Here is an 18,160-nt window from a genome sequence, read left to right on the forward strand (position 1 = left end):
GCCTCAATCAGCGAAAGGATCGGTCACGAGGATTGTGTCCTCGCGCTCTGGTGAGGTGGAAACTAGGGCGACCGGGCAATCGATCAACTCTTCGATGCGGCGGACGTATTTGATCGCCTGCGCGGGCAGGTCGGCCCAGGACCGCGCGCCTTCGGTCGATTGCGACCAGCCTTCGATTTCCTCGTAGATCGGGGTGCAGCGGGCCTGTTGGTCGGCAGCGGTAGGCAGATAGTCCAGACGTTCGCCGTCAAGTTCGTAGCCCACGCAGATTTTCAGCACCTCGAACCCGTCCAGCACGTCGAGTTTTGTCAGCGCGATGCCGTTGACGCCCGAAGTCGCACAGGTCTGACGCAACAGGCAGGCGTCAAACCAGCCGCAGCGGCGCTTGCGCCCTGTCGTCGTGCCGAATTCATGGCCGCGCGTGCCCAGACGGTCACCATCGGCATCCAGCAGTTCGGTCGGGAACGGCCCTTCGCCGACGCGGGTGGTATAGGCCTTGACGATCCCCAGCACGAAATCGATCGCCCCCGGCCCCATGCCGACGCCTGTCGCGGCCTGCCCTGCGATAACGTTCGACGATGTCACATAGGGATAGGTGCCGAAATCGATGTCGAGCAGCGCGCCCTGCGCGCCTTCGAACAGGATGCGTTTGCCTGCCTTGCGCTTTTCATTCAGCACCTTCCAGACGGGTTTGGCATAGGGCAGCAGCAAAGGTGCTATCTCGCGCAGTTGCGCCAGCACCGCATCGCGGTCGATAGGATCGAGGCCAAGCCCACGACGCAGCGCATCGTGATGCACCAGCGCGCGGTCCAGCCGCAGTTCCAGCGTCGCGTTATCGGCCAGATCAGCCACGCGGATCACGCGGCGGCCGACCTTGTCCTCGTAACATGGGCCGATGCCGCGCCCGGTGGTGCCAATCTTGGCGACGGAATTCTGGTTTTCACGTGCGCGGTCGAGTTCGCCATGGAACGGCAGGATCAGCGGGGTATTCTCGGCGACCATCAGCGTATCGGGCGTAATCTCGACACCTTGGGCACGCAGCGTCTCGATTTCTTTAAGCAGGTGCCAGGGGTCCAGCACCACGCCGTTGCCGATCACGCTGAGCTTTCCCGCCCGCACCACACCCGAAGGCAGCGCATGCAGTTTGTAGACGGTCCCGTCGATCACCAGCGTATGGCCCGCGTTATGCCCGCCCTGAAAGCGCGCGATGACATCGGCGCGTTCGGACAGCCAGTCCACGATCTTGCCTTTGCCTTCATCGCCCCACTGGGCCCCGACGACCACCACATTTGCCATTGATTTGTCCTTTGCTGATCCGCTGCCCCCTATAGCGATGCGGGCGCAGGCGCGAAACCGGAAAGTTGCGCGGGGACGCTGGACAGCGCGGGGCGCGGGCGGCATGGTCGCGGCGGACAAAAGAAAGGCCAACCATGGGTTTCATCATCCGCTGGATATTCGCGTTCGGCCTGCTGGCGCTGACCTATAACCCGACCGCGTGGAACTTTGTCCGCTGGGGCATGGACAGCTATGAAACCGAATTGCCGCTGGTGGTGCTGGCGGGGCTGATCCTATTGATCGGCTACATCATCTATCTGCGCGCGACGCTGCGGTCGATTGGCGTGTTCGGGATGCTGCTGACCGCCGCCGTAGTCGGCACGATCATCTGGGTGCTGTTCGACCAAGGGCTGATCAGCCTGTCGGACCCGACCGTGAATACATGGCTGGCCATCCTGACCCTGTCGCTGGTGCTGGCCATCGGGCTAAGCTGGTCCATCGTACGCCGCAGGCTCAGCGGTCAGGCCGATGTCGATGATGTGGATGAACCGTGACGCTGTGAAAAGACATCAGGGGTTGCGGGGGGCGCTGTCTGCTTTTAGATACGCGCCAGTGCGCTAGCCCCGAAAGGCAAGAAATGGAAAACGTCGTCCTCATCATCCACCTGATCCTGGCGCTTAGCCTGATCGGCACCGTGCTGTTGCAGCGGTCCGAAGGCGGTGGGCTGGGCATGGGCGGCGGTGGCAGCACGGCGAACAGTCGCCCGCCTGCATCGGCCATAAGCAAATTCACCTGGATGCTGGCGGCAGCCTTTATCGCCACCTCGATCACACTGACGCTGATCGCAGCGGGCAATACGGCTGGATCTTCGGTGGCCGACCGCGTGGGCGGTGCCGACCTGAGCGCACCTGTCTCCGTTCCCGACCTTGGCGAAAGCCTGCTGCCACCCTCACCGGCAGAAGAGCCGCTGTTGCCGGCAGGCGACTGACCACAATCTATGGCCGACCTGCAACGGTCGGCAACAGGATCTTGCGTCACGAGGTTGCGCTTCTGCGCCGAATCCACTATGGGTCAAATCCCGTGATGATGCGATTTTAACGGGTCGCTTTCCCACTATTTCTGGACTTTTCACGGGGGCAGCCGCCTATGGCACGTTACATTTTCATCACCGGCGGCGTTGTGTCTTCCTTGGGCAAGGGGTTGGCCTCGGCGGCACTCGGGGCGCTGTTGCAAGCGCGCGGGTTTTCGGTGCGGCTGCGCAAGCTTGACCCCTACCTGAACGTCGATCCGGGCACGATGTCGCCCTTCGAGCATGGCGAAGTTTTCGTCACCGATGACGGCGCGGAAACCGACCTCGACCTTGGCCATTACGAACGCTTTACCGGCGTGCCCGCGCGGCAAACGGATTCGGTCAGTTCCGGGCGCATCTATTCCACGGTGCTCGAAAAAGAACGGCGTGGCGATTATCTGGGCAAGACGATTCAGGTCGTCCCCCATGTCACCAACGAGATCAAGGAATTCCTGAAGATCGGCGAGGATGAGGTCGATTTCATGCTGTGCGAAATCGGCGGCACCGTGGGCGATATCGAGGGCCTGCCCTTCTTCGAGGCGATCCGCCAGTTTTCGCATGACAAGAAACGCGGGCAATGCATTTTCATGCATCTGACCCTGCTGCCCTATCTGGCGGCCAGCGGCGAGCTCAAAACCAAACCGACCCAGCACAGCGTCAAGGAATTGCAATCCATCGGCATCGCGCCCGATATCCTTGTCTGCCGGTCCGAACATCCGATCCCCGAAAAGGAACGCGAAAAGATCGCGCTGTTCTGCAACGTGCGCAAGGAATCGGTCGTCGCGGCCTATGATCTGAAATCCATCTACGAGGCGCCCCTTGCCTATCACGAACAGGGGCTGGATCAGGCGGTGCTGGATGCCTTCGATATCTCGCCCGCCCCTGCCCCGAACCTTGCGATGTGGCATGACGTCTATGACCGTATCCACAACCCCGAAGGTCATGTGAAAATCGCCATCGTCGGCAAGTATACCCAGTTGGAAGATGCCTATAAATCGATTGCCGAGGCGCTGACGCATGGCGGGATGGCCAACCGTGTGAAGGTCAAGATCGAATGGGTCGATGCGGAACTCTTCGACCGCGCCGATGCCGCCCCCTATCTGGAAGGCTATCACGCCATTCTGGTCCCCGGCGGTTTTGGCGAACGCGGCACCGAAGGCAAGATCAAGGCGGCACAATTCGCCCGCGAAAAGAAAATCCCCTATCTGGGCATTTGTCTGGGCATGCAGATGGCCGTGATCGAGGCCGCGCGCAATGTCGCGGGTCTGGCCAAGGCCGGGTCCGAGGAATTCGACCACGAAGCCGGTGAAAAGCGGTTCGAGCCTGTGGTCTATCACCTCAAGGAATGGGTGCAGGGCAATCACAAGGTCGCGCGCAAGACCGATGACGACAAGGGCGGCACGATGCGTCTGGGGGCTTACAGCGCGACCCTGACCGAAGGGTCCCGCGTTGCCGCGATCTATGGCAGCACCACGATCGAGGAACGCCACCGCCACCGCTATGAGGTCGATATCAAGTACCGCGAACGGCTGGAGGCGGGCGGGCTGCTGTTTTCGGGCATGTCCCCTGACGGCAAGCTGCCCGAGATCGTGGAATGGAAGGACCATCCGTGGTTCATCGGCGTGCAGTTTCACCCCGAGCTGAAGTCGAAACCCTTTGCACCGCACCCGCTGTTCGCGGACTTCGTGCGGGCTGCGGTGGAGATGTCGCGGCTGGTGTGAGGGGGAACCTACTGCGGGTTCACTAAAGCAAGTGCCGCATCCTTGTAGCATTGCGGCATCGAAATGGTCTCTGGCCTTGCGTCGGGGTGCAGATGCTCTCCATACCGATAGGTAAGCTCCCGCGCTGCGCGGGCGGACGATGCATATTCCTCTAGCGTGATGACAGGCTCCCACCGGCCTTGGTTGCGCATCAACTGATCCAACCGGCCCAAAGCGCCCGACGCAATACAGATGTTCACGCTGTCTGCGCAATGTATCGCGCAACTGTTCAAGATTGGTTGAAGGTCATAGGACCGTCCGGCATCTTCAAAGATAAATGATCCCAGAGCGTCGAGGTCGGCGTCGCTGATGACTAATTCGGCGCGCGGGGCGGCAAACACGATGGGCCTGACAAGATCAATCATCCGCTGCACGTTTTGATCGGGTGGAGGAAGGAAGTCTTCGACCATATTTCCAACGATGGAAAAAATATGCGGCGCAGTCTTCAATGCAGCCCATTCTCCATTGTTCAGTGCGTTCAAGAACTGATCCTCCACGTCAAGGGACCATGGCTCGTCACCCCACGCGGTACTCAATGCCTCGATTCTTTCCTGTTCTGAGTAGTCAGGATTGGAAATCACGGCATGGTCCAGCCCGCGAGCAAGCCACATATGTGACCGGATCGTCGGGTCATCCCTAAACTGGCCTTCGATGAATTTCATCGCCGGAACGTCGATCTCAGGTCGGGATGACCAAAGGCCAGACAAACCCCGCGTTTGGTAGATAAGCGGTTCGGTGAACCCTGCATCCAGCAGCATGTGCGCGCCGGATATCCACTCTTCTGGCGTCGTCGCATCGGTCATGCGTTGATGTGCCTCACTCAGGAGGTCGCGTGTCGCTGTGTCACGGTAAACACTGAAGGAATAGGCACGTTGACCCGGATCAGCGAGCAGCAAAGCCCGCCGTTCTTCCCTACTCATATCCGGAAAATCGATATGCCCAAACCGGCGATCAATCGTGTTCACCAACCCCATTGCCGCCAAGTTGCCCTCTGCCGCCATTGTTGCAAGCGCAACCAGTGCGTCAGTCGACTCCTCCGCGTGCAGCCAAGCAAGGGCCGCCGCGCGCAGAGCGGGATCGTCAGCACCCTGCACTGCCTGTGGCAGAGCGGCGAAACCCCACAGGCTCAGAACGCAGGAGGTCATAAAAAGGCGTAGCCCTGATTGCATCGCAGATTTCGCCACAACTTTAGGTATCATCGCCGAACATGCCGTGATTGATCACGCGAAGCAATCGCTGATGGTCAGCGCGCACAACCCCCGCAGCCAGCTAGCCCCTTCAAAACCCGAAACTGACCCGCCGCGTGACCATAAGACTGACGCTGGTCTGGTCCTTGCTTTGCACGATGGGGCTGCCGGCGGCGTCGCCCTGCAGTTGGTCATAGCGCAGGATGCCAAGCACGCCCCAGTCGGCTGTGACCTGATAGCTGACCTCGGCCGCGATCCCCGTGCTGATTATGCCCGCCCCTGCATCATACGCACCAAAACTGCTGGTCACCGCCTCGGCCGCGCTGACGCCGAAATAGGTCTGCGCGTAATCGTCGCTACCCCACAACAGGCGCGGGCCGCCCCGCACTGTCCAGCGGTCGCCGGGGCGGTACACAAGATCGCCGCCGACTTCGGCCACCAAGGCTTCATGGCCGCCAAAACCATAGCGCACCGCAGTGAAGGCTTCGAACTGCGGAGCAAAAAACGTCACTGCACCGCCCAGTTCCAGCGTGGCATCGATATCGGCGAGTCCCGCCAATTCGGCATGATCAGCAGCCGCACGCGCCCCGATGAACCGCAATGAGCCACCAAACCCCAGGCTGTAAAGACCGCTGTCGCCCAGCGCGACCTTGCCCACCGATGTCTCACCGAATGTCAGCCGTCCGGTCACGCCGGTCTCGTTGCTGTCCGCGCCGAAATAGGCAGGGGCGGATTGCGCACCAAGGCCGATGACCACGCTTCTATCGTCCGTCGCCTGCGCAAGCCCCGCAGACGGGAACCCAAGTACCAATATGATCAAACCACGCATAACTGTCCTTCATCCTTCTTGCCTGATGCAAATGGCGTCACAAAACTCATGGGCAAGTGACTTGGCACCATCGACACACAAGGATAGGCACGGAGCAGCCCAACCAAAGGTTTCAGATCATGCTGTCCTATCAACACGGCTATCACGCCGGAAACCTCGCGGATGTTCACAAGCACAGCTTGCTGGCGTGGATGCTGGCCTATCTGACGCAGAAGGACAAACCGTTGTCCTATCTGGAAACCCATGCCGGACGCGGGCTTTATGATCTGACCGATGCCGCCGCCCTCAAGACCGGAGAGGCCGCCAAGGGCATCGCCATTGCCGCCGACTGGTTTGCGCCGGATCATCCTTACAGCGCTGTGCTGGCACGTATCCGCGCGAAATACGGCCGCGATGCCTATCCCGGATCGCCGCTCGTTGCTGCCGAAATGCTGCGCCCTGTCGACAGCATCCATCTGGCGGAACTGCACCCGCAGGAATATGCGGCCCTAGCCGAAACCATGGCCCCTTACGGCGGCGTGTTCCGCCAGCGCGACGGGTTCGAGATGGCGCTGTCGCTCTGCCCGCCCGATCCACGCCGCGGGCTGTTGCTGGTCGATCCCAGTTTCGAGGTGAAGTCGGATTACGACACGATCCCGCCACTGCTGGCCAAGGTGCATCGCAAATGGGGCGTGGGCGTTCTGGTGCTGTGGTATCCCGTCCTGACCGACGGCCCGCACCGCCCGATGCTGCGCGCTTTGCAGGACGCATTCCCCGAAGGATTGCGTCACGAAGTGGCCTTTCCCCCCGCCCGCGACGGGCACCGGATGGTCGGGTCCGGCCTTTTCGTGGTGAACCCGCCTTATGGGCTGGAAGAAGAAGGCGCGCGCCTGTCAGCGCTGTTCTGCCAGCACCTCATGCAGAATTGATGTTTGTTCCGGCAGCAAAACGTCTTATGTGGGGTCCATGTTTGCAGACCTGATCCGGCGCATGTCCGCCCCCGCCCCGCAGCCCCTGTCCGACCCTGATGCGCGTCTGGCGCTCGGCGCGCTTCTGGTGCGCATCGCGCGCACAGATGGCAGTTACGATCCATCCGAGAAGGCCCAGATCGACCGGACCCTGATGTCCCGCTATGCCCTGACCGAGCCCGAGGCCGCGGCGTTGCGCGCCGATTGCGAAGCGCTGGAGGCCGAAGCTCCCGATACCGTCCGCTTTACCCGCGCGATCAAGGATGCCGTGGTCTATGAACAGCGCCTGTCGGTGATCGAGGCGCTCTGGCGGGTCGTGCTGGCCGACGGCGTACGCGACGAACACGAGGACAGCATGATGCGGATGACCGCGTCCTTGCTGGGGATCACCGATCAGGACAGCAATGCGGCACGGTTGCGCGTCACGCCGTCATGATTGCCAGTCTGCCGATGTATCTGCGCCCTGCCAACAGGGCGGCGCATCACGCCCTCTGGGCGCTGATCCGCGATGGCCTGCGCGACCACGGCCTGCCTGCGCCTGACGCCTTGGACGAGGACATCGATTTCGAGGCAAGCTGGGCGCATCCAGATCTGGTGCTGGGCCAGATCTGCAACCTGCCTTACCGCGCGCTGTTCCTTGACCGTGTCACGCCGATCGCGGCGATGGATTACGGACTGCCAGGCTGTCCGCCCGGCTATTACAATTCGATTTTCATCGTGCATCGTGACAGCGCCCTGTCGGACCTGCGCCATCTGCGCGGTCGGCGCATGGCCGCGGGCGCGCTTCTGTCGCAATCGGGCTATGGCGCGGCGCAGCAGTGGGCGGCGGATCAGGGGTTCCTGTTTGCCGCCCCGATGATCACGGGAAGCCACGCCGCCAGCATCAAGGCCGTGGCGACGGGTGCTGCCGATTTCGCGACCATCGACGCGCAGACATGGTGGATGGCGCGGCAGGACGATCCGCTGACAGGGCAGGTCAAGGTCATCGGCACCACGCCCGCCAGCCCCTGCATGACGCTGATCACCCGCGCGGGGCAGGATGTCGCACCCTATCTGGCCGCGATCACGGCCGCCGTCGCAACTCTCCCGGAAAGCCAACGACAGACGCTTGGCCTGCGCGGAATCGTGCCGCTTTCGCCGGAGGCCTATGATTTCCCCCTGCCGCCCGAACCAGAGGCGGTTTGGGCCTGACGTATCGTCAACTTTCACCAAACCGTTGCAATGGGCGCAAAAAGCGGGCCTAATCGGCGGCGGAACAAGAAAAGAAGCCCGAACGTGTCCAACAGCGTCCCTGTGATCGAGATTCGCGACCTGCATAAATCCTATGGGTCGCTCGAAGTGCTGAAGGGCGTCGATATCACCGCCCCCGCTGGTCATGTCGTGTCGCTGATCGGATCTTCGGGGTCGGGCAAATCTACCTTGCTGCGCTGCGCCAACCTGCTCGAAGACAGCCAGCAGGGTGACGTGATCTTTTGCGGCGAGGCTGTGACCTGGAAGGGCACGGGGCTGAACCGCCGTCCGGGCGATCACGCGCAGATGATCCGCATCCGCACCAACCTGTCGATGGTGTTCCAGCAGTTCAATCTCTGGGCGCATATGACGATTCTGCAAAACGTCATGGAAGCGCCTGTCACCGTGCTCAAACGCCCCAAGGCCGAGGTCGAGGCATCGGCGCGCGCCTATCTGGACAAGGTGGGGATCGGGGACAAATGCGACAATTATCCGGCGCAACTGTCGGGTGGCCAACAACAGCGCGCGGCGATTGCGCGCGCGCTCTGTATGGAACCCAAGGCGCTGCTGTTTGACGAACCCACCAGCGCGCTTGACCCCGAACTGGAACAGGAAGTGATCCGCGTGATCAAGGATCTGGCCGCCGAGGGGCGCACCATGATTATCGTCACGCATGACATGCGTCTGGCGGCGGATGTCAGCGACCATGTCGTGTTCCTGCATCAGGGCCGCATCGAGGAACAGGGCGCGCCCGCCGCGCTTTTCGGAAATCCGACAACGGAAAGACTGCGCGGCTTTTTGTCCGCAACAGTCGCATAATCATCAACGGGAGAAGTATGATGAACAAACTGATCGTTACAACTGCAACCATGGCCCTGCTGGGTGGCATGGCGATGGCGCAAGACGTGGTGCGTCTTGGCACCGAGGGCGCCTATCCTCCGTACAATTTCATCAACGATGCCGGTGAAGTCGACGGGTTCGAGCGGGAATTGGGCGACGAGCTGTGCTTGCGCGCAGAGCTGAACTGCACATGGGTCACCAACGACTGGGACAGCATCATTCCGAACCTCGTGTCCGGCAACTATGATGCGATCATCGCAGGCATGTCGATCACCGACGAGCGCCGTCAGGTCATCGACTTTTCCGACCCCTATACCCAGCCCGATCCGTCCGCTTTCCTCGGCTTGACCGAAGTCGATCTGGACAACGCCGTGATTGCAGCGCAGTCCGGCACCATTCAGGCCAGCCATGTCACCAGCATGGCAGGTGCGACCCTGCTGGAATTCGCAACACCTGATGAAACCATCTCGGCCGTGCGCAACGGCGAGGCGGATGCGGTTCTGGCCGACAAGGCGTTCCTTGAACCCATCGCTGAATCCGATGCGGAATTGTCCTTTATCGGCGAAGACATCCTGTTGGGTGGCGGCATCGGTCTGGGCGTGCGCCAGTCGGACACCGAACTGCGTGACACCTTCAGCGCCGCGATCCAGTCCATGAAGGACGATGGCAGCCTGAACGCGCTGATCACCAAGTGGCTGCCCGGTTCGGCTACGTTCTAAACGCCAAGCGCCCCGGCCATCGCGCCGGGGCCTCACCCCCAGATAGTGCGGTCCCGCCATTTTCAGCTTTTGCACAGATCCCGCGACATTGGAGACATTCCAATGGTTTGCCTGTTACCTGACGACCGGCAAGCATATGCAGATTTACTATGCTGTCTGGACAGTGCTTCTGCTGCTGGCGCTGACGGCACCCACCGCACTTGCCTTCGGATTTGCCGGTGCGGCCGCTGCGCGCAGTGCCGTGGCCCCGCTGCGGTGGTTTGGCAAGACCTATATCGCCATCGTGCGCGGCGTGCCGGATATCGCGTTTTTCCTGTTCTTCGTCATCGCGCTGGACCAGTTGCTCGAATACATCCGCCACCGGATCAAATGTCCCGACTGGGAACAGGCCGTCTGGCAAGGCAATGATTTCGTCGTCTGTCAGGCCGCAAAACTGCCCTTGGGCAATTCGCCGCAATGGGTGCATGACACCTATGCCTTTCTGGTCGCAGCTTTCACCTTTGCCATCGTTTTTGGCGCTTTTGCCGCCAATGTCCTTTATGGCGCGATGCGCGCCGTGCCGCGCGGCCAGTTGGAGACTGCCGAAGCCTATGGCATGAGCCAGCGCCAGACCTTTTGGCGGGTGCTGGTGCCGCAGATGTGGGTCTATGCCCTGCCCGGCCTGTCGAACCTGTGGATGGTCCTTATCAAGGCCACGCCGCTGCTATTCCTGCTGGGGATTCAGGATATCGTCTATTGGGCGCGCGAACTGGGCGGGGCCGCACAGCCGCGGTTCACCGATTATCCGCACCCAGACTGGCGGCAATGGTATTTCCTTGCCCTGCTGATCTTTTATCTGTGCTTTACCAAAGTGTCCGAGATCGTGCTGGACCGGATCATGGCACGGCTGACATTCGGACAGGCCACCGCCGCAGGCGAAGCCCAGCGCAAGGCCGCCACATGAGCTGTTGGGAAACGATCCTCGATTACGGGCTGCGCAGCCAAGGCATCGGCGAAAGGCTGCTGCCGCAACGCGACTTTACGCTGTGCCAGCAATTCACGCTGATCGGTTCGGGCATGATCTGGAATATCTATTTCGGTCTGGTGGCGCTGTGTACAGGCTTTTTCCTTGCGACCGCCGTGGCCGTGGGCAAGGCATCGCGCAACGTGGTGATCCGCAAGGCATCGGCGTGGTTCATCTTCGTGTTCCGCGGATCGCCCTTGTTCATCCAGTTCTTCTTTGCCTATTTCCTGTTTCTCAGCCTCAAGGGTGTCTCGCCCTTCTTTGACCCGTTCACATCCGCATGGCTGGGCGCGCTGGTTGTGTTGTTCCTGAACACCGCCGCCTATTCGAGCGAGATTTTCTATGGCGCGCTGCAATCCATCCCCAAAGGCGATCTGGAAGCCGCCGATGCCTACGGCCTTTCGGGCTGGGCGCGGTTCCGGCGGATCACATGGCCCACGATGCTGCGCCTTGGCTGGCCCGCCTATACGAACGAGGCGATCTTTCTGTTCCACGCCACCACGCTGGTGTTCTTTTCGGGCTTCCCCGCGGTCCAGCAGCGGGGCGACGCCCTTTACTATGCCCGCTATTTCGCCGACAAGACCTTCAACCCGTTCATCCCCTATCCCATTCTGGCGGGCTATTTCATCCTGCTGACGCTGGTCATCATCGGCATTTTCGGGCTGTTCAACAACCGTTTGAACCGCCACCTTCCCCAGAACGTACGCGCAAGGCTGCGTTTCAAACCACAGGTTATCAGATGAGCTGGATTGACGATCGTCCCGAGGTCCGCAACGTGCGTTGCGGGGCCGCAGACCTGAACGGTCAGGCAAGGGGCAAGCGGGTGCCGCGCAAATTTGCGGCCAAGCTGGAAGAAGAAGGCACGCGGTTCCCGTTCTCGATCCTCAACCTCGATATCTGGGGCGAGGATGTGGAGGACAGCCCGCTGGTGTTTGAAGCAGGCGATCCCGACGGCGTGCTGATGCCGACCGAGCGCGGCTATGTCCCGATGCCGTGGCTGAACAGCCCCTCCGCCCTGCTGCCGATGTGGATGTTCCACGAGGATGGCACGCCCTTTGCAGGCGATCCCCGCCAGGCGCTGGCGCGGGTCTTGGAAAAATACACGGCGCGTGGGCTGACCCCCGTTGTGGCGACGGAAATGGAATTCTATCTGGTCGATGACAGCGGCGACGGTATCCGCCAGCCGCGCTCGCCACGGTCAGGCAAGCGCCGTCCGGGGGCGGAAATCCTGTCGTTGCGCGCACTTGATGCGTTCGACGTTTTCTTCAACGACCTTTACGACGCCTGCGACGCGATGAACATTCCCGCCGAGGCCGCGATTTCCGAGGTCGGCATGGGCCAGTTCGAGATCAACCTCGAACATGTCCCCGACGCGCTGAAGGCAGCCGATGATGCGTGGCTGTTCAAGATGCTGGTGCGCGGTCTCGCCCGTAATCACGGCATGGCGGCAAGCTTTATGGCCAAACCTTACGAGGAATACGCAGGCAACGGGCTGCACACGCATTTCTCGGTCGTGGATGCCGAAGGCCGCAACCTGATGGCCAATGACACGTTCGAAGGCACGCGGCTGTTGCACAACGCGATTGCCGGTTGCCTGAAGGGTATCCCCGACCTTGCCCTGATTTTTGCACCGCATGGCAATTCCTACGAACGGCTGGTCCCCGAAAGCCACGCACCAACGGGCGTGTGCTGGGCCTATGACAACCGCACCGCATCCGTGCGTGTCCCGGGCGGTAGCTTCAAGGCACGCCGCGTCGAACACCGCGTGGCGGGGGGTGATGTGAACCCCTATCTGTTCTTGGCCGGTGTGCTGGGGTCCGCCCTGATCGGGATCGAGGATGACCTGACCCCGCCGCCGCCGATTTTTGGCAATGCCTATGATCAAGATCTGGCGCAGATCCCCGACACTTGGGCCGCCGCGATTGACGCGTTTGAAAACAGCCCGCTTGCGCGGCGCATTTTCGACGACACGCTGGTCGATAACTTTGTCATGACCAAGCGGCAGGAACTGCATTATTTCGCCGAATTGTCCGAGGAACAGCAGCTGGAACTCTACCTCGATACGGTCTGACGGTCCCCGCTTGCGGCCCTTTCAACGGCAGGATAACTTGGCGTTGAAACCCAACACATGGTGAAAACATGAAAATCGGCATCCTGCAAACAGGGCACGCGCCGGACGAATTGCGCCCGACGACAGGCGATTATGCAGACCTGTTCAAACGGCTTCTGGATGGACACGACTTTGACTTCGCCGTCTATGATGTCGTCGACATGGACTTTCCCGCAGCGGTCACCGATTGCGACGGTTGGCTGATCACCGGTTCCAAACACGGCGCCTACGAGGATCTTCCGTTCATCCCCCCGCTCGAGGATTTCATCCGCGCGGTCTATGCCGCCGATCTGCCACTGGTCGGCGTCTGTTTCGGACATCAGATCATCGCGCAGGCGCTGGGTGGCAAGGTCGAGAAATTCGCGGGCGGCTGGTCCGTGGGACGGCAGGTTTACCGCATGAACGGGCAGGATTATGCTCTGAACGCATGGCATCAGGATCAGGTGGTCACCCTGCCTGCCGATGCGACGGTGGCGGGCAACAACGATTTCTGCGCCAATGCCATGCTGACCTATGGCAACCGCATTTATACCGTGCAGGCGCATCCTGAATTCGACGCAGAAGTGATCGACGGGCTGGCCACCTATCGCGGCAAAGGCAACGTGCCGGACGCGCAGCTGGCGCAGGCACGCGACGATCTGGACAAACAGGTGGACAGTGACCGCCTCGCCGCGCAGATCGCGCGGTTCTTCAAGGAAAGAGAACTGGCATGAGCTGGACAGACAAAATCCCCGCCGCCGCTGTCGCCTATCTGGAAGCCAACAGGCTGGACGAGGTCGAATGCGTCATCGCCGACCTGCCGGGTATCGCACGCGGCAAGGCCGTGCCCGCGGGCAAATGGGAAAAACAAAGCCATTTCCACCTGCCCAATTCGATCTTCTTCCAGACCATCACGGGCGACTGGGGCGAGGCATCGGGGCCGGACGGGTTCCTTGAACCGGACATGATCCTCAAACCCGATCTGTCCACCGCGACCGCCGCCCCCTGGGCCGCCGATGGCACCTTGCAGGTGATCCACGACGCCTATGACCAGAAAGGCAAGCCTGTCGCCTTTTCGCCGCGCAACGTGCTGCGGCGTGTGGTGGACCTTTACAAGGCCGAAGGCTGGACCCCCGTTGTCGCCCCAGAGATGGAATTCTATCTGGTCGGGCGCAATATCGACCCCGCCAAGGCGATTGAACCGATGATGGGCCGCACCGGACGCCCCGCCGCCGGACGGCAGGCCTATTCGATGACCGCCGTGGATGATTACGGCCCCGTCATCGACGACATCTATGAATATGCCGAAATCCAGGGGTTCGAGATCGACGGCATCGCGCAGGAAGGCGGCGCTGGCCAGCTGGAAATCAACCTGCGCCACGGCGACCCCATCAAGCTTGCCGACGAGGTGTTCTATTTCAAACGCCTGATCCGCGAGGCCGCGCTGAAACACGATTGTTTTGCCACCTTCATGGCCAAACCCATCGAGGGTGAACCGGGATCAGCGATGCATGTGCATCATTCGGTCATTGATGCAAAAGGCCGCAATATCTTTACCGGACCGGGTGGCGGGGAAACCGATGCCTTCTTCCACTTCATCGGCGGCTTGCAGGAACATATGCCCAGCGCCATCGCGGTGATCGCACCTTACGTGAACAGCTACCGCCGCTATGTGCCCGATTCCGCCGCCCCCGTGAACCTTGAATGGGGACGCGACAACCGCACCACGGGCATCCGCATCCCGATTTCGGACCCCGGCGCGCGCCGGATCGAAAACCGCCTGCCGGGGATGGATTGCAACCCCTATCTCTGCATCGCGGCGTCACTGGCCTGCGGCTATCTGGGGCTGAAGAACGAAATCCGGCCAGACAAGCGCTGGGTCGGCGAAGCCTACGAATCCGAATCCGAGATCGCGGGGTCTTTGTCGGACGCGCTTGACCTCTTTGACGAGGCCAAGGAACTCCGCGCGGTGCTAGGCGAGGATTTCGCGCGGGTCTATTCCATCGTCAAGCGGCTGGAATACAAGGAATTCCTGCAGGTCATCAGCCCGTGGGAGCGCGAACACCTGTTGCTGAACGTATGATCCGGCACGGGCTGATCGTCCTTTTCTTGACGATCGTAACGCAGCTTGGGGGGCTCGCTTGGCTTCTGGCGCTTGTCGTCAGGCGGTTCACGCGGCGTTTGCTGCTGCCGTTTCTGGCCCTCTACATCGGTTTGTCAGTCGCCGCATCTGTCGCGGCGCCGATAACGGGGCGGGTCGCCTTGCCATGCGTGGATGCCGGGCCGGACAGGATCGCTGTGCTGCACCCGATCTATTGCGCGTTGAACCGGCACTATGTGCGGCCCGAGATGGCTGCCTATGGTGACGCCTTGGCCGCACATATGGATCAACAGTTCCCCGGGACCCGCACCCGTGCGCTTGATGGCAATTTCCCGTTTCTGGACGGCTTTCCCCTTTTGCCGCATCTGTCGCATGATGACGGCGAAAAGCTCGATCTTGCGCTGTTCTACACCGATCAGGCCGGTGTTTATCAGCCCGGACGCGCACGGTGGTTCCTTGGCTATTGGGCCTATGAACAGCCCCGTCCGGGTGACCTGCAACCCTGCGCTGATGTCGCGGGGCTGTCGTTGCGCTGGGACATGGCGTGGCTCCAGCCGCTTTTGCGCGACTGGCCGCTGGACGAACCACGCACCGGCGAAATGCTGCGCTGGTTGGCCGCCAATCCGCAGGGACGCGATTTCAGGGTGCTGGTCGAACCACACCTGCAAGCGCGGTTGGACGCGACCGGCACGGCGATCCGGTTCCAAGGCTGCCGCGCCGCACGGCACGACGACCATCTCCACCTCCAGTTCCGTCCCTGACGCGGGGGCCACCGTCCCGGACCTGATCCGGGACCTCTGGCCAGCCCGGTCATCTTGACATCCTGTCCGCGTCTTCGTTGTGTAATCCCGTAACGGGCCCGTCCCGTCACCCCAATGACCAAGGATCCTTATGAACCCGCTTTACCGAAACGACCGCCCCGGGCAGATGCCGCAAAGCTGGTATGTCGCAAGCACCGACCTGCCGCCCGAACGCCCTGCCCTGTTCGGCGAGGTGGTGGCCGACGTCTGCGTCATCGGCGCGGGGTATACCGGCCTGTCAGCGGCGTGGCATCTGGCGCAAAAGGGGCTTGATGTCGTCGTGCTGGATGCGCATCGTGCGGGTTTCGGCGCGTCGGGTCGCAACGGCGGCCAAGTCGGCACGGGCTTTAACGCCAGCCAGCAAAGCCTTGCGCGCAAACTTGGGGCGGGCAATGCCGCAGCTCTCTGGGCACTGGCCGAGGAAGCCAAGGCCGATGTCCGCCAGACCTGTGCCGATCATATCCCCGAGGCGCAGTACAAGCCCGGTGTGGCACACGGCTATTACTCCGCGTCCGAAGCCCGCGATTACGACGCCGATGCCGATTATCTGGCGCAGACCTATGGCTATGACCGGATCGAGAAACTCAGCCCCGACGCGATGCGCGATCTGGTGAAATCGCCGCTTTACAAGGGCGGCTTGCTCGACATGGGCGCAGGCCATCTGCACCCTTTGCGCTATGCTTTGGGGCTGGCGCGACTGGCCGAGGCGGCGGGCGCGCGGATCTATGACCGCTCTGAGGTCACTGGCATCGTCAATGGTGATCCGGCAGTCGTGCAGACTGGCCAAGGCCAGGTCCGCGCGCGGCGTGTCATCATGGCGGGCAATGGATACATGCCCAATATCAACCGCGCCGTGGCGGCCAAGGTCATGCCGATCAATTCCTTCATCTGTGCGACCGAACCCTTGGGGGATCGTGCGCGCGAGGTGCTGGCGCGCGATATCGCCGTGGCCGACAGCAAGTTCGTGGTGAATTACTATCGCATGTCCGAGGATAACCGGTTCCTGTTCGGCGGGCGCGAAAGCTATTCCATCGGCTTTCCGCGCGACATCAGCACGGCGCTGATCCAGCGGATGACGAACCTTTTTCCCCAGCTTGAGGGCGTGAAGGTTGACTATGTCTGGGGCGGCACCCTTGGTATCACCATGACCCGCCTACCCGCGATCCAGCGGGTGGCGCCCAACGTGTTGTCAGGCGCGGGGTTTTCGGGGCATGGCGTTGCATTGTCCGGCCTTGCGGGCAAGGTCATGGCCGAGGCGGTGGCCGGGCAAGCAGGCCGTTTCGACACGCTGGCGGGGCTGAAAGTTCCCAGCTTTCCGGGCGGCCGCGCGTTTCGGGCACCCCTGCTGACGCTGGCGATGACGTGGTACGCGCTGCGCGACCGGCTGGGGGTCTAAGCCCGGTTTGCCTATTACCCTGACGGCCTGTGCAGTTGATCCGGCTGCTATACTCTATCAGCAGGCCATATCAACCAACACGCTTAACCATTGATTAAATTGAGTTTTTTGTCACATATCGGGGTTTAGATCATTACAGCATACGTTTGCGGTGTGCGCTTGTCGGGGCGTCCCGTATCGAAGTCTGGGACATATTGTCCAGAAATGAGATTTAAGGACGGGTAATGAAGACTTTTTCTGTACTAGTACTGCTGACCGCAGGATTGAGCGGCGCAGCAAGCGCACAAGAGACATGGACAGGCGCTTATGCCGGACTGTCCGCAGGCTATGCAAAGGCCGACTTTGGCTGGGACAACCTCGAAGTGGACACCGCAGAAGTGCCTGCCGAAGGTGATGGCGCGACCTTTGGCCTGCGCGCTGGTTACGATCAGCAGTTCGGTCAGACTGTGGTTGGCGGGTTTGCCGAATACGGCAAAATGGACATTTCCGGAACCGGCGTACACAGCCTTTACCCGACCGACAACGTCGAATACACCGTCGAGGATTATCTGCTGGTCGGCGCGCGTGCTGGACGGCTTGTCGGCGGGGCGTTGGTCTATGGCACCGGTGGCGTGGCCGTGAGCGAGCTGCAGACGACGTACACAAATCCGAGGGTATTCGTCTACGAACCCGAGCGGCTGGTCGGTTTCATGGTCGGTGTCGGCTATGAGCGGATGTTGACGACCGACTGGTCGGTGATGACCGAGTTGCGTTACGTAGATTTCAAGGAGCAAGCCCGCGATCCCGTGGGAAACACGGTACGGAACGAAATCGGCTATGAAACGACAAGCCTGATCGTCGGTCTGCATCGCCGGTTCTGAATGCAAGGGGCGTGTCGGATCGGCACGCCCTTACCTTTCAAGGGGCCCGGCAAAA

At 61.3% G+C, this 18,160-nt stretch carries 19 protein-coding genes; 16 read left to right on the forward strand and 3 right to left on the reverse strand.

What is annotated here, in order from left to right; genetic code table 11:
- Positions 1–3: 3 nt before the first annotated feature.
- The gene (locus VCK47_RS05595) at positions 4–1,296 is read right to left on the reverse strand and encodes an adenylosuccinate synthase (RefSeq protein WP_322889725.1); all 1,293 of its coding nucleotides are present in this window, start codon (positions 1,294–1,296) and stop codon (positions 4–6) included.
- A 134-nt stretch (positions 1,297–1,430) separates the two neighbouring features.
- On the opposite strand from VCK47_RS05595, the gene VCK47_RS05600 reads away from it, so the two are divergent.
- The 3 genes from VCK47_RS05600 (at position 1,431) to VCK47_RS05610 (ending at position 4,065) form a co-directional block, all read left to right on the forward strand.
- Positions 1,431–1,829 carry a DUF6524 family protein gene (locus tag VCK47_RS05600; RefSeq protein WP_322889726.1) on the forward strand — a complete coding sequence of 133 codons (399 nt, stop codon included), beginning with the start codon at positions 1,431–1,433 and terminating at the stop codon, positions 1,827–1,829.
- An 83-nt stretch (positions 1,830–1,912) separates the two neighbouring features.
- Positions 1,913–2,263 (forward strand): preprotein translocase subunit SecG, encoded by a 351-nt coding sequence (gene secG, locus VCK47_RS05605; protein ID WP_322889727.1) that lies wholly within the window; start codon positions 1,913–1,915, stop codon positions 2,261–2,263.
- Positions 2,264–2,421: 158 nt separating this feature from the next.
- Positions 2,422–4,065 carry a CTP synthase gene (locus VCK47_RS05610; RefSeq protein WP_322889728.1) on the forward strand — a complete coding sequence of 548 codons (1,644 nt, stop codon included), beginning with the start codon at positions 2,422–2,424 and terminating at the stop codon, positions 4,063–4,065.
- 8 nt (positions 4,066–4,073) lie between these two features.
- On the opposite strand, the gene VCK47_RS05615 is transcribed toward VCK47_RS05610, so the two are convergent.
- Both VCK47_RS05615 and VCK47_RS05620 read right to left on the reverse strand, forming a co-directional pair.
- Complete coding sequence (locus tag VCK47_RS05615) at positions 4,074–5,303, reverse strand: hypothetical protein (protein ID WP_322889729.1); 1,230 nt, start codon at positions 5,301–5,303, stop codon at positions 4,074–4,076.
- Positions 5,304–5,382: 79 nt separating this feature from the next.
- Positions 5,383–6,120: a MipA/OmpV family protein gene (locus tag VCK47_RS05620; RefSeq protein WP_322889730.1), complete on the reverse strand. Its 738-nt coding sequence runs from the start codon at positions 6,118–6,120 to the stop codon at positions 5,383–5,385.
- A gap of 119 nt (positions 6,121–6,239) precedes the next feature.
- Between VCK47_RS05620 and VCK47_RS05625 the strand changes: the two genes are divergently transcribed.
- The 13 genes from VCK47_RS05625 (at position 6,240) to VCK47_RS05685 (ending at position 18,105) form a co-directional block, all read left to right on the forward strand.
- The gene (locus VCK47_RS05625) at positions 6,240–7,028 is read left to right on the forward strand and encodes a 23S rRNA (adenine(2030)-N(6))-methyltransferase RlmJ (RefSeq protein WP_322889731.1); all 789 of its coding nucleotides are present in this window, start codon (positions 6,240–6,242) and stop codon (positions 7,026–7,028) included.
- 37 nt (positions 7,029–7,065) lie between these two features.
- On the forward strand, positions 7,066–7,503 hold the full coding sequence (locus VCK47_RS05630; protein ID WP_322889732.1) for a TerB family tellurite resistance protein: 438 nt from the start codon (positions 7,066–7,068) through the stop codon (positions 7,501–7,503).
- Entirely contained in the window at positions 7,500–8,258 is a 759-nt protein-coding gene (locus VCK47_RS05635) for a phosphate/phosphite/phosphonate ABC transporter substrate-binding protein (RefSeq protein ID WP_322889733.1), read from the forward strand. Before VCK47_RS05630 ends, VCK47_RS05635 begins: the two co-directional genes overlap by 4 nt.
- Positions 8,259–8,342: 84 nt before the next feature.
- Entirely contained in the window at positions 8,343–9,116 is a 774-nt protein-coding gene (locus VCK47_RS05640) for an amino acid ABC transporter ATP-binding protein (protein WP_322889734.1), read from the forward strand.
- A gap of 20 nt (positions 9,117–9,136) precedes the next feature.
- Positions 9,137–9,856, forward strand: coding sequence for a transporter substrate-binding domain-containing protein (locus VCK47_RS05645; protein ID WP_322889735.1), 720 nt, complete (start codon positions 9,137–9,139; stop codon positions 9,854–9,856).
- Positions 9,857–9,914: 58 nt separating this feature from the next.
- Positions 9,915–10,799 (forward strand): ABC transporter permease, encoded by an 885-nt coding sequence (locus VCK47_RS05650; protein ID WP_322890034.1) that lies wholly within the window; start codon positions 9,915–9,917, stop codon positions 10,797–10,799.
- Positions 10,796–11,602: an ABC transporter permease gene (locus VCK47_RS05655; RefSeq protein WP_322889736.1), complete on the forward strand. Its 807-nt coding sequence runs from the start codon at positions 10,796–10,798 to the stop codon at positions 11,600–11,602. Before VCK47_RS05650 ends, VCK47_RS05655 begins: the two co-directional genes overlap by 4 nt.
- A complete protein-coding gene (locus VCK47_RS05660) occupies positions 11,599–12,930 on the forward strand; it encodes a glutamine synthetase family protein (protein ID WP_322889737.1) in 1,332 nt (443 codons plus the stop codon). Before VCK47_RS05655 ends, VCK47_RS05660 begins: the two co-directional genes overlap by 4 nt.
- Before the next feature lie 68 nt (positions 12,931–12,998).
- Entirely contained in the window at positions 12,999–13,682 is a 684-nt protein-coding gene (locus VCK47_RS05665) for a type 1 glutamine amidotransferase (protein ID WP_322889738.1), read from the forward strand.
- Positions 13,679–15,031: a glutamine synthetase family protein gene (locus tag VCK47_RS05670; RefSeq protein ID WP_322889739.1), complete on the forward strand. Its 1,353-nt coding sequence runs from the start codon at positions 13,679–13,681 to the stop codon at positions 15,029–15,031. The genes VCK47_RS05665 and VCK47_RS05670 overlap by 4 nt, the downstream gene beginning before the upstream one ends.
- A gap of 26 nt (positions 15,032–15,057) precedes the next feature.
- Positions 15,058–15,810, forward strand: a complete 753-nt coding sequence (locus tag VCK47_RS05675) for a hypothetical protein (RefSeq protein ID WP_322889740.1) — start codon at positions 15,058–15,060, stop codon at positions 15,808–15,810.
- A 130-nt stretch (positions 15,811–15,940) separates the two neighbouring features.
- The gene (locus tag VCK47_RS05680; protein ID WP_322889741.1) at positions 15,941–17,245 is read left to right on the forward strand and encodes an FAD-binding oxidoreductase; all 1,305 of its coding nucleotides are present in this window, start codon (positions 15,941–15,943) and stop codon (positions 17,243–17,245) included.
- Positions 17,246–17,469: 224 nt separating this feature from the next.
- On the forward strand, positions 17,470–18,105 hold the full coding sequence (locus VCK47_RS05685) for an outer membrane protein (RefSeq protein WP_322889742.1): 636 nt from the start codon (positions 17,470–17,472) through the stop codon (positions 18,103–18,105).
- The last annotated feature ends 55 nt before the right edge of the window (positions 18,106–18,160 follow it).

The organism is Yoonia sp. 72 (assembly GCF_034652275.1).
Taxonomy (GTDB): Bacteria; Pseudomonadota; Alphaproteobacteria; order Rhodobacterales; family Rhodobacteraceae; genus Yoonia.

Coding starts and splice junctions, on each gene's coding strand:
- VCK47_RS05595 (WP_322889725.1), bottom strand. CDS start 1,296: ATGGCAAATGTGGTGGTCGTCGGGGCCCAGTGGGGCGATGAAGGCAAA.
- VCK47_RS05600 (WP_322889726.1), top strand. CDS start 1,431: ATGGGTTTCATCATCCGCTGGATATTCGCGTTCGGCCTGCTGGCGCTG.
- VCK47_RS05670 (WP_322889739.1), top strand. CDS start 13,679: ATGAGCTGGACAGACAAAATCCCCGCCGCCGCTGTCGCCTATCTGGAA.
- VCK47_RS05610 (WP_322889728.1), top strand. CDS start 2,422: ATGGCACGTTACATTTTCATCACCGGCGGCGTTGTGTCTTCCTTGGGC.
- VCK47_RS05620 (WP_322889730.1), bottom strand. CDS start 6,120: ATGCGTGGTTTGATCATATTGGTACTTGGGTTCCCGTCTGCGGGGCTT.
- VCK47_RS05645 (WP_322889735.1), top strand. CDS start 9,137: ATGAACAAACTGATCGTTACAACTGCAACCATGGCCCTGCTGGGTGGC.
- VCK47_RS05635 (WP_322889733.1), top strand. CDS start 7,500: ATGATTGCCAGTCTGCCGATGTATCTGCGCCCTGCCAACAGGGCGGCG.
- secG (WP_322889727.1), top strand. CDS start 1,913: ATGGAAAACGTCGTCCTCATCATCCACCTGATCCTGGCGCTTAGCCTG.
- VCK47_RS05680 (WP_322889741.1), top strand. CDS start 15,941: ATGAACCCGCTTTACCGAAACGACCGCCCCGGGCAGATGCCGCAAAGC.
- VCK47_RS05660 (WP_322889737.1), top strand. CDS start 11,599: ATGAGCTGGATTGACGATCGTCCCGAGGTCCGCAACGTGCGTTGCGGG.
- VCK47_RS05630 (WP_322889732.1), top strand. CDS start 7,066: ATGTTTGCAGACCTGATCCGGCGCATGTCCGCCCCCGCCCCGCAGCCC.
- VCK47_RS05625 (WP_322889731.1), top strand. CDS start 6,240: ATGCTGTCCTATCAACACGGCTATCACGCCGGAAACCTCGCGGATGTT.
- VCK47_RS05665 (WP_322889738.1), top strand. CDS start 12,999: ATGAAAATCGGCATCCTGCAAACAGGGCACGCGCCGGACGAATTGCGC.
- VCK47_RS05615 (WP_322889729.1), bottom strand. CDS start 5,303: ATGATACCTAAAGTTGTGGCGAAATCTGCGATGCAATCAGGGCTACGC.
- VCK47_RS05685 (WP_322889742.1), top strand. CDS start 17,470: ATGAAGACTTTTTCTGTACTAGTACTGCTGACCGCAGGATTGAGCGGC.
- VCK47_RS05655 (WP_322889736.1), top strand. CDS start 10,796: ATGAGCTGTTGGGAAACGATCCTCGATTACGGGCTGCGCAGCCAAGGC.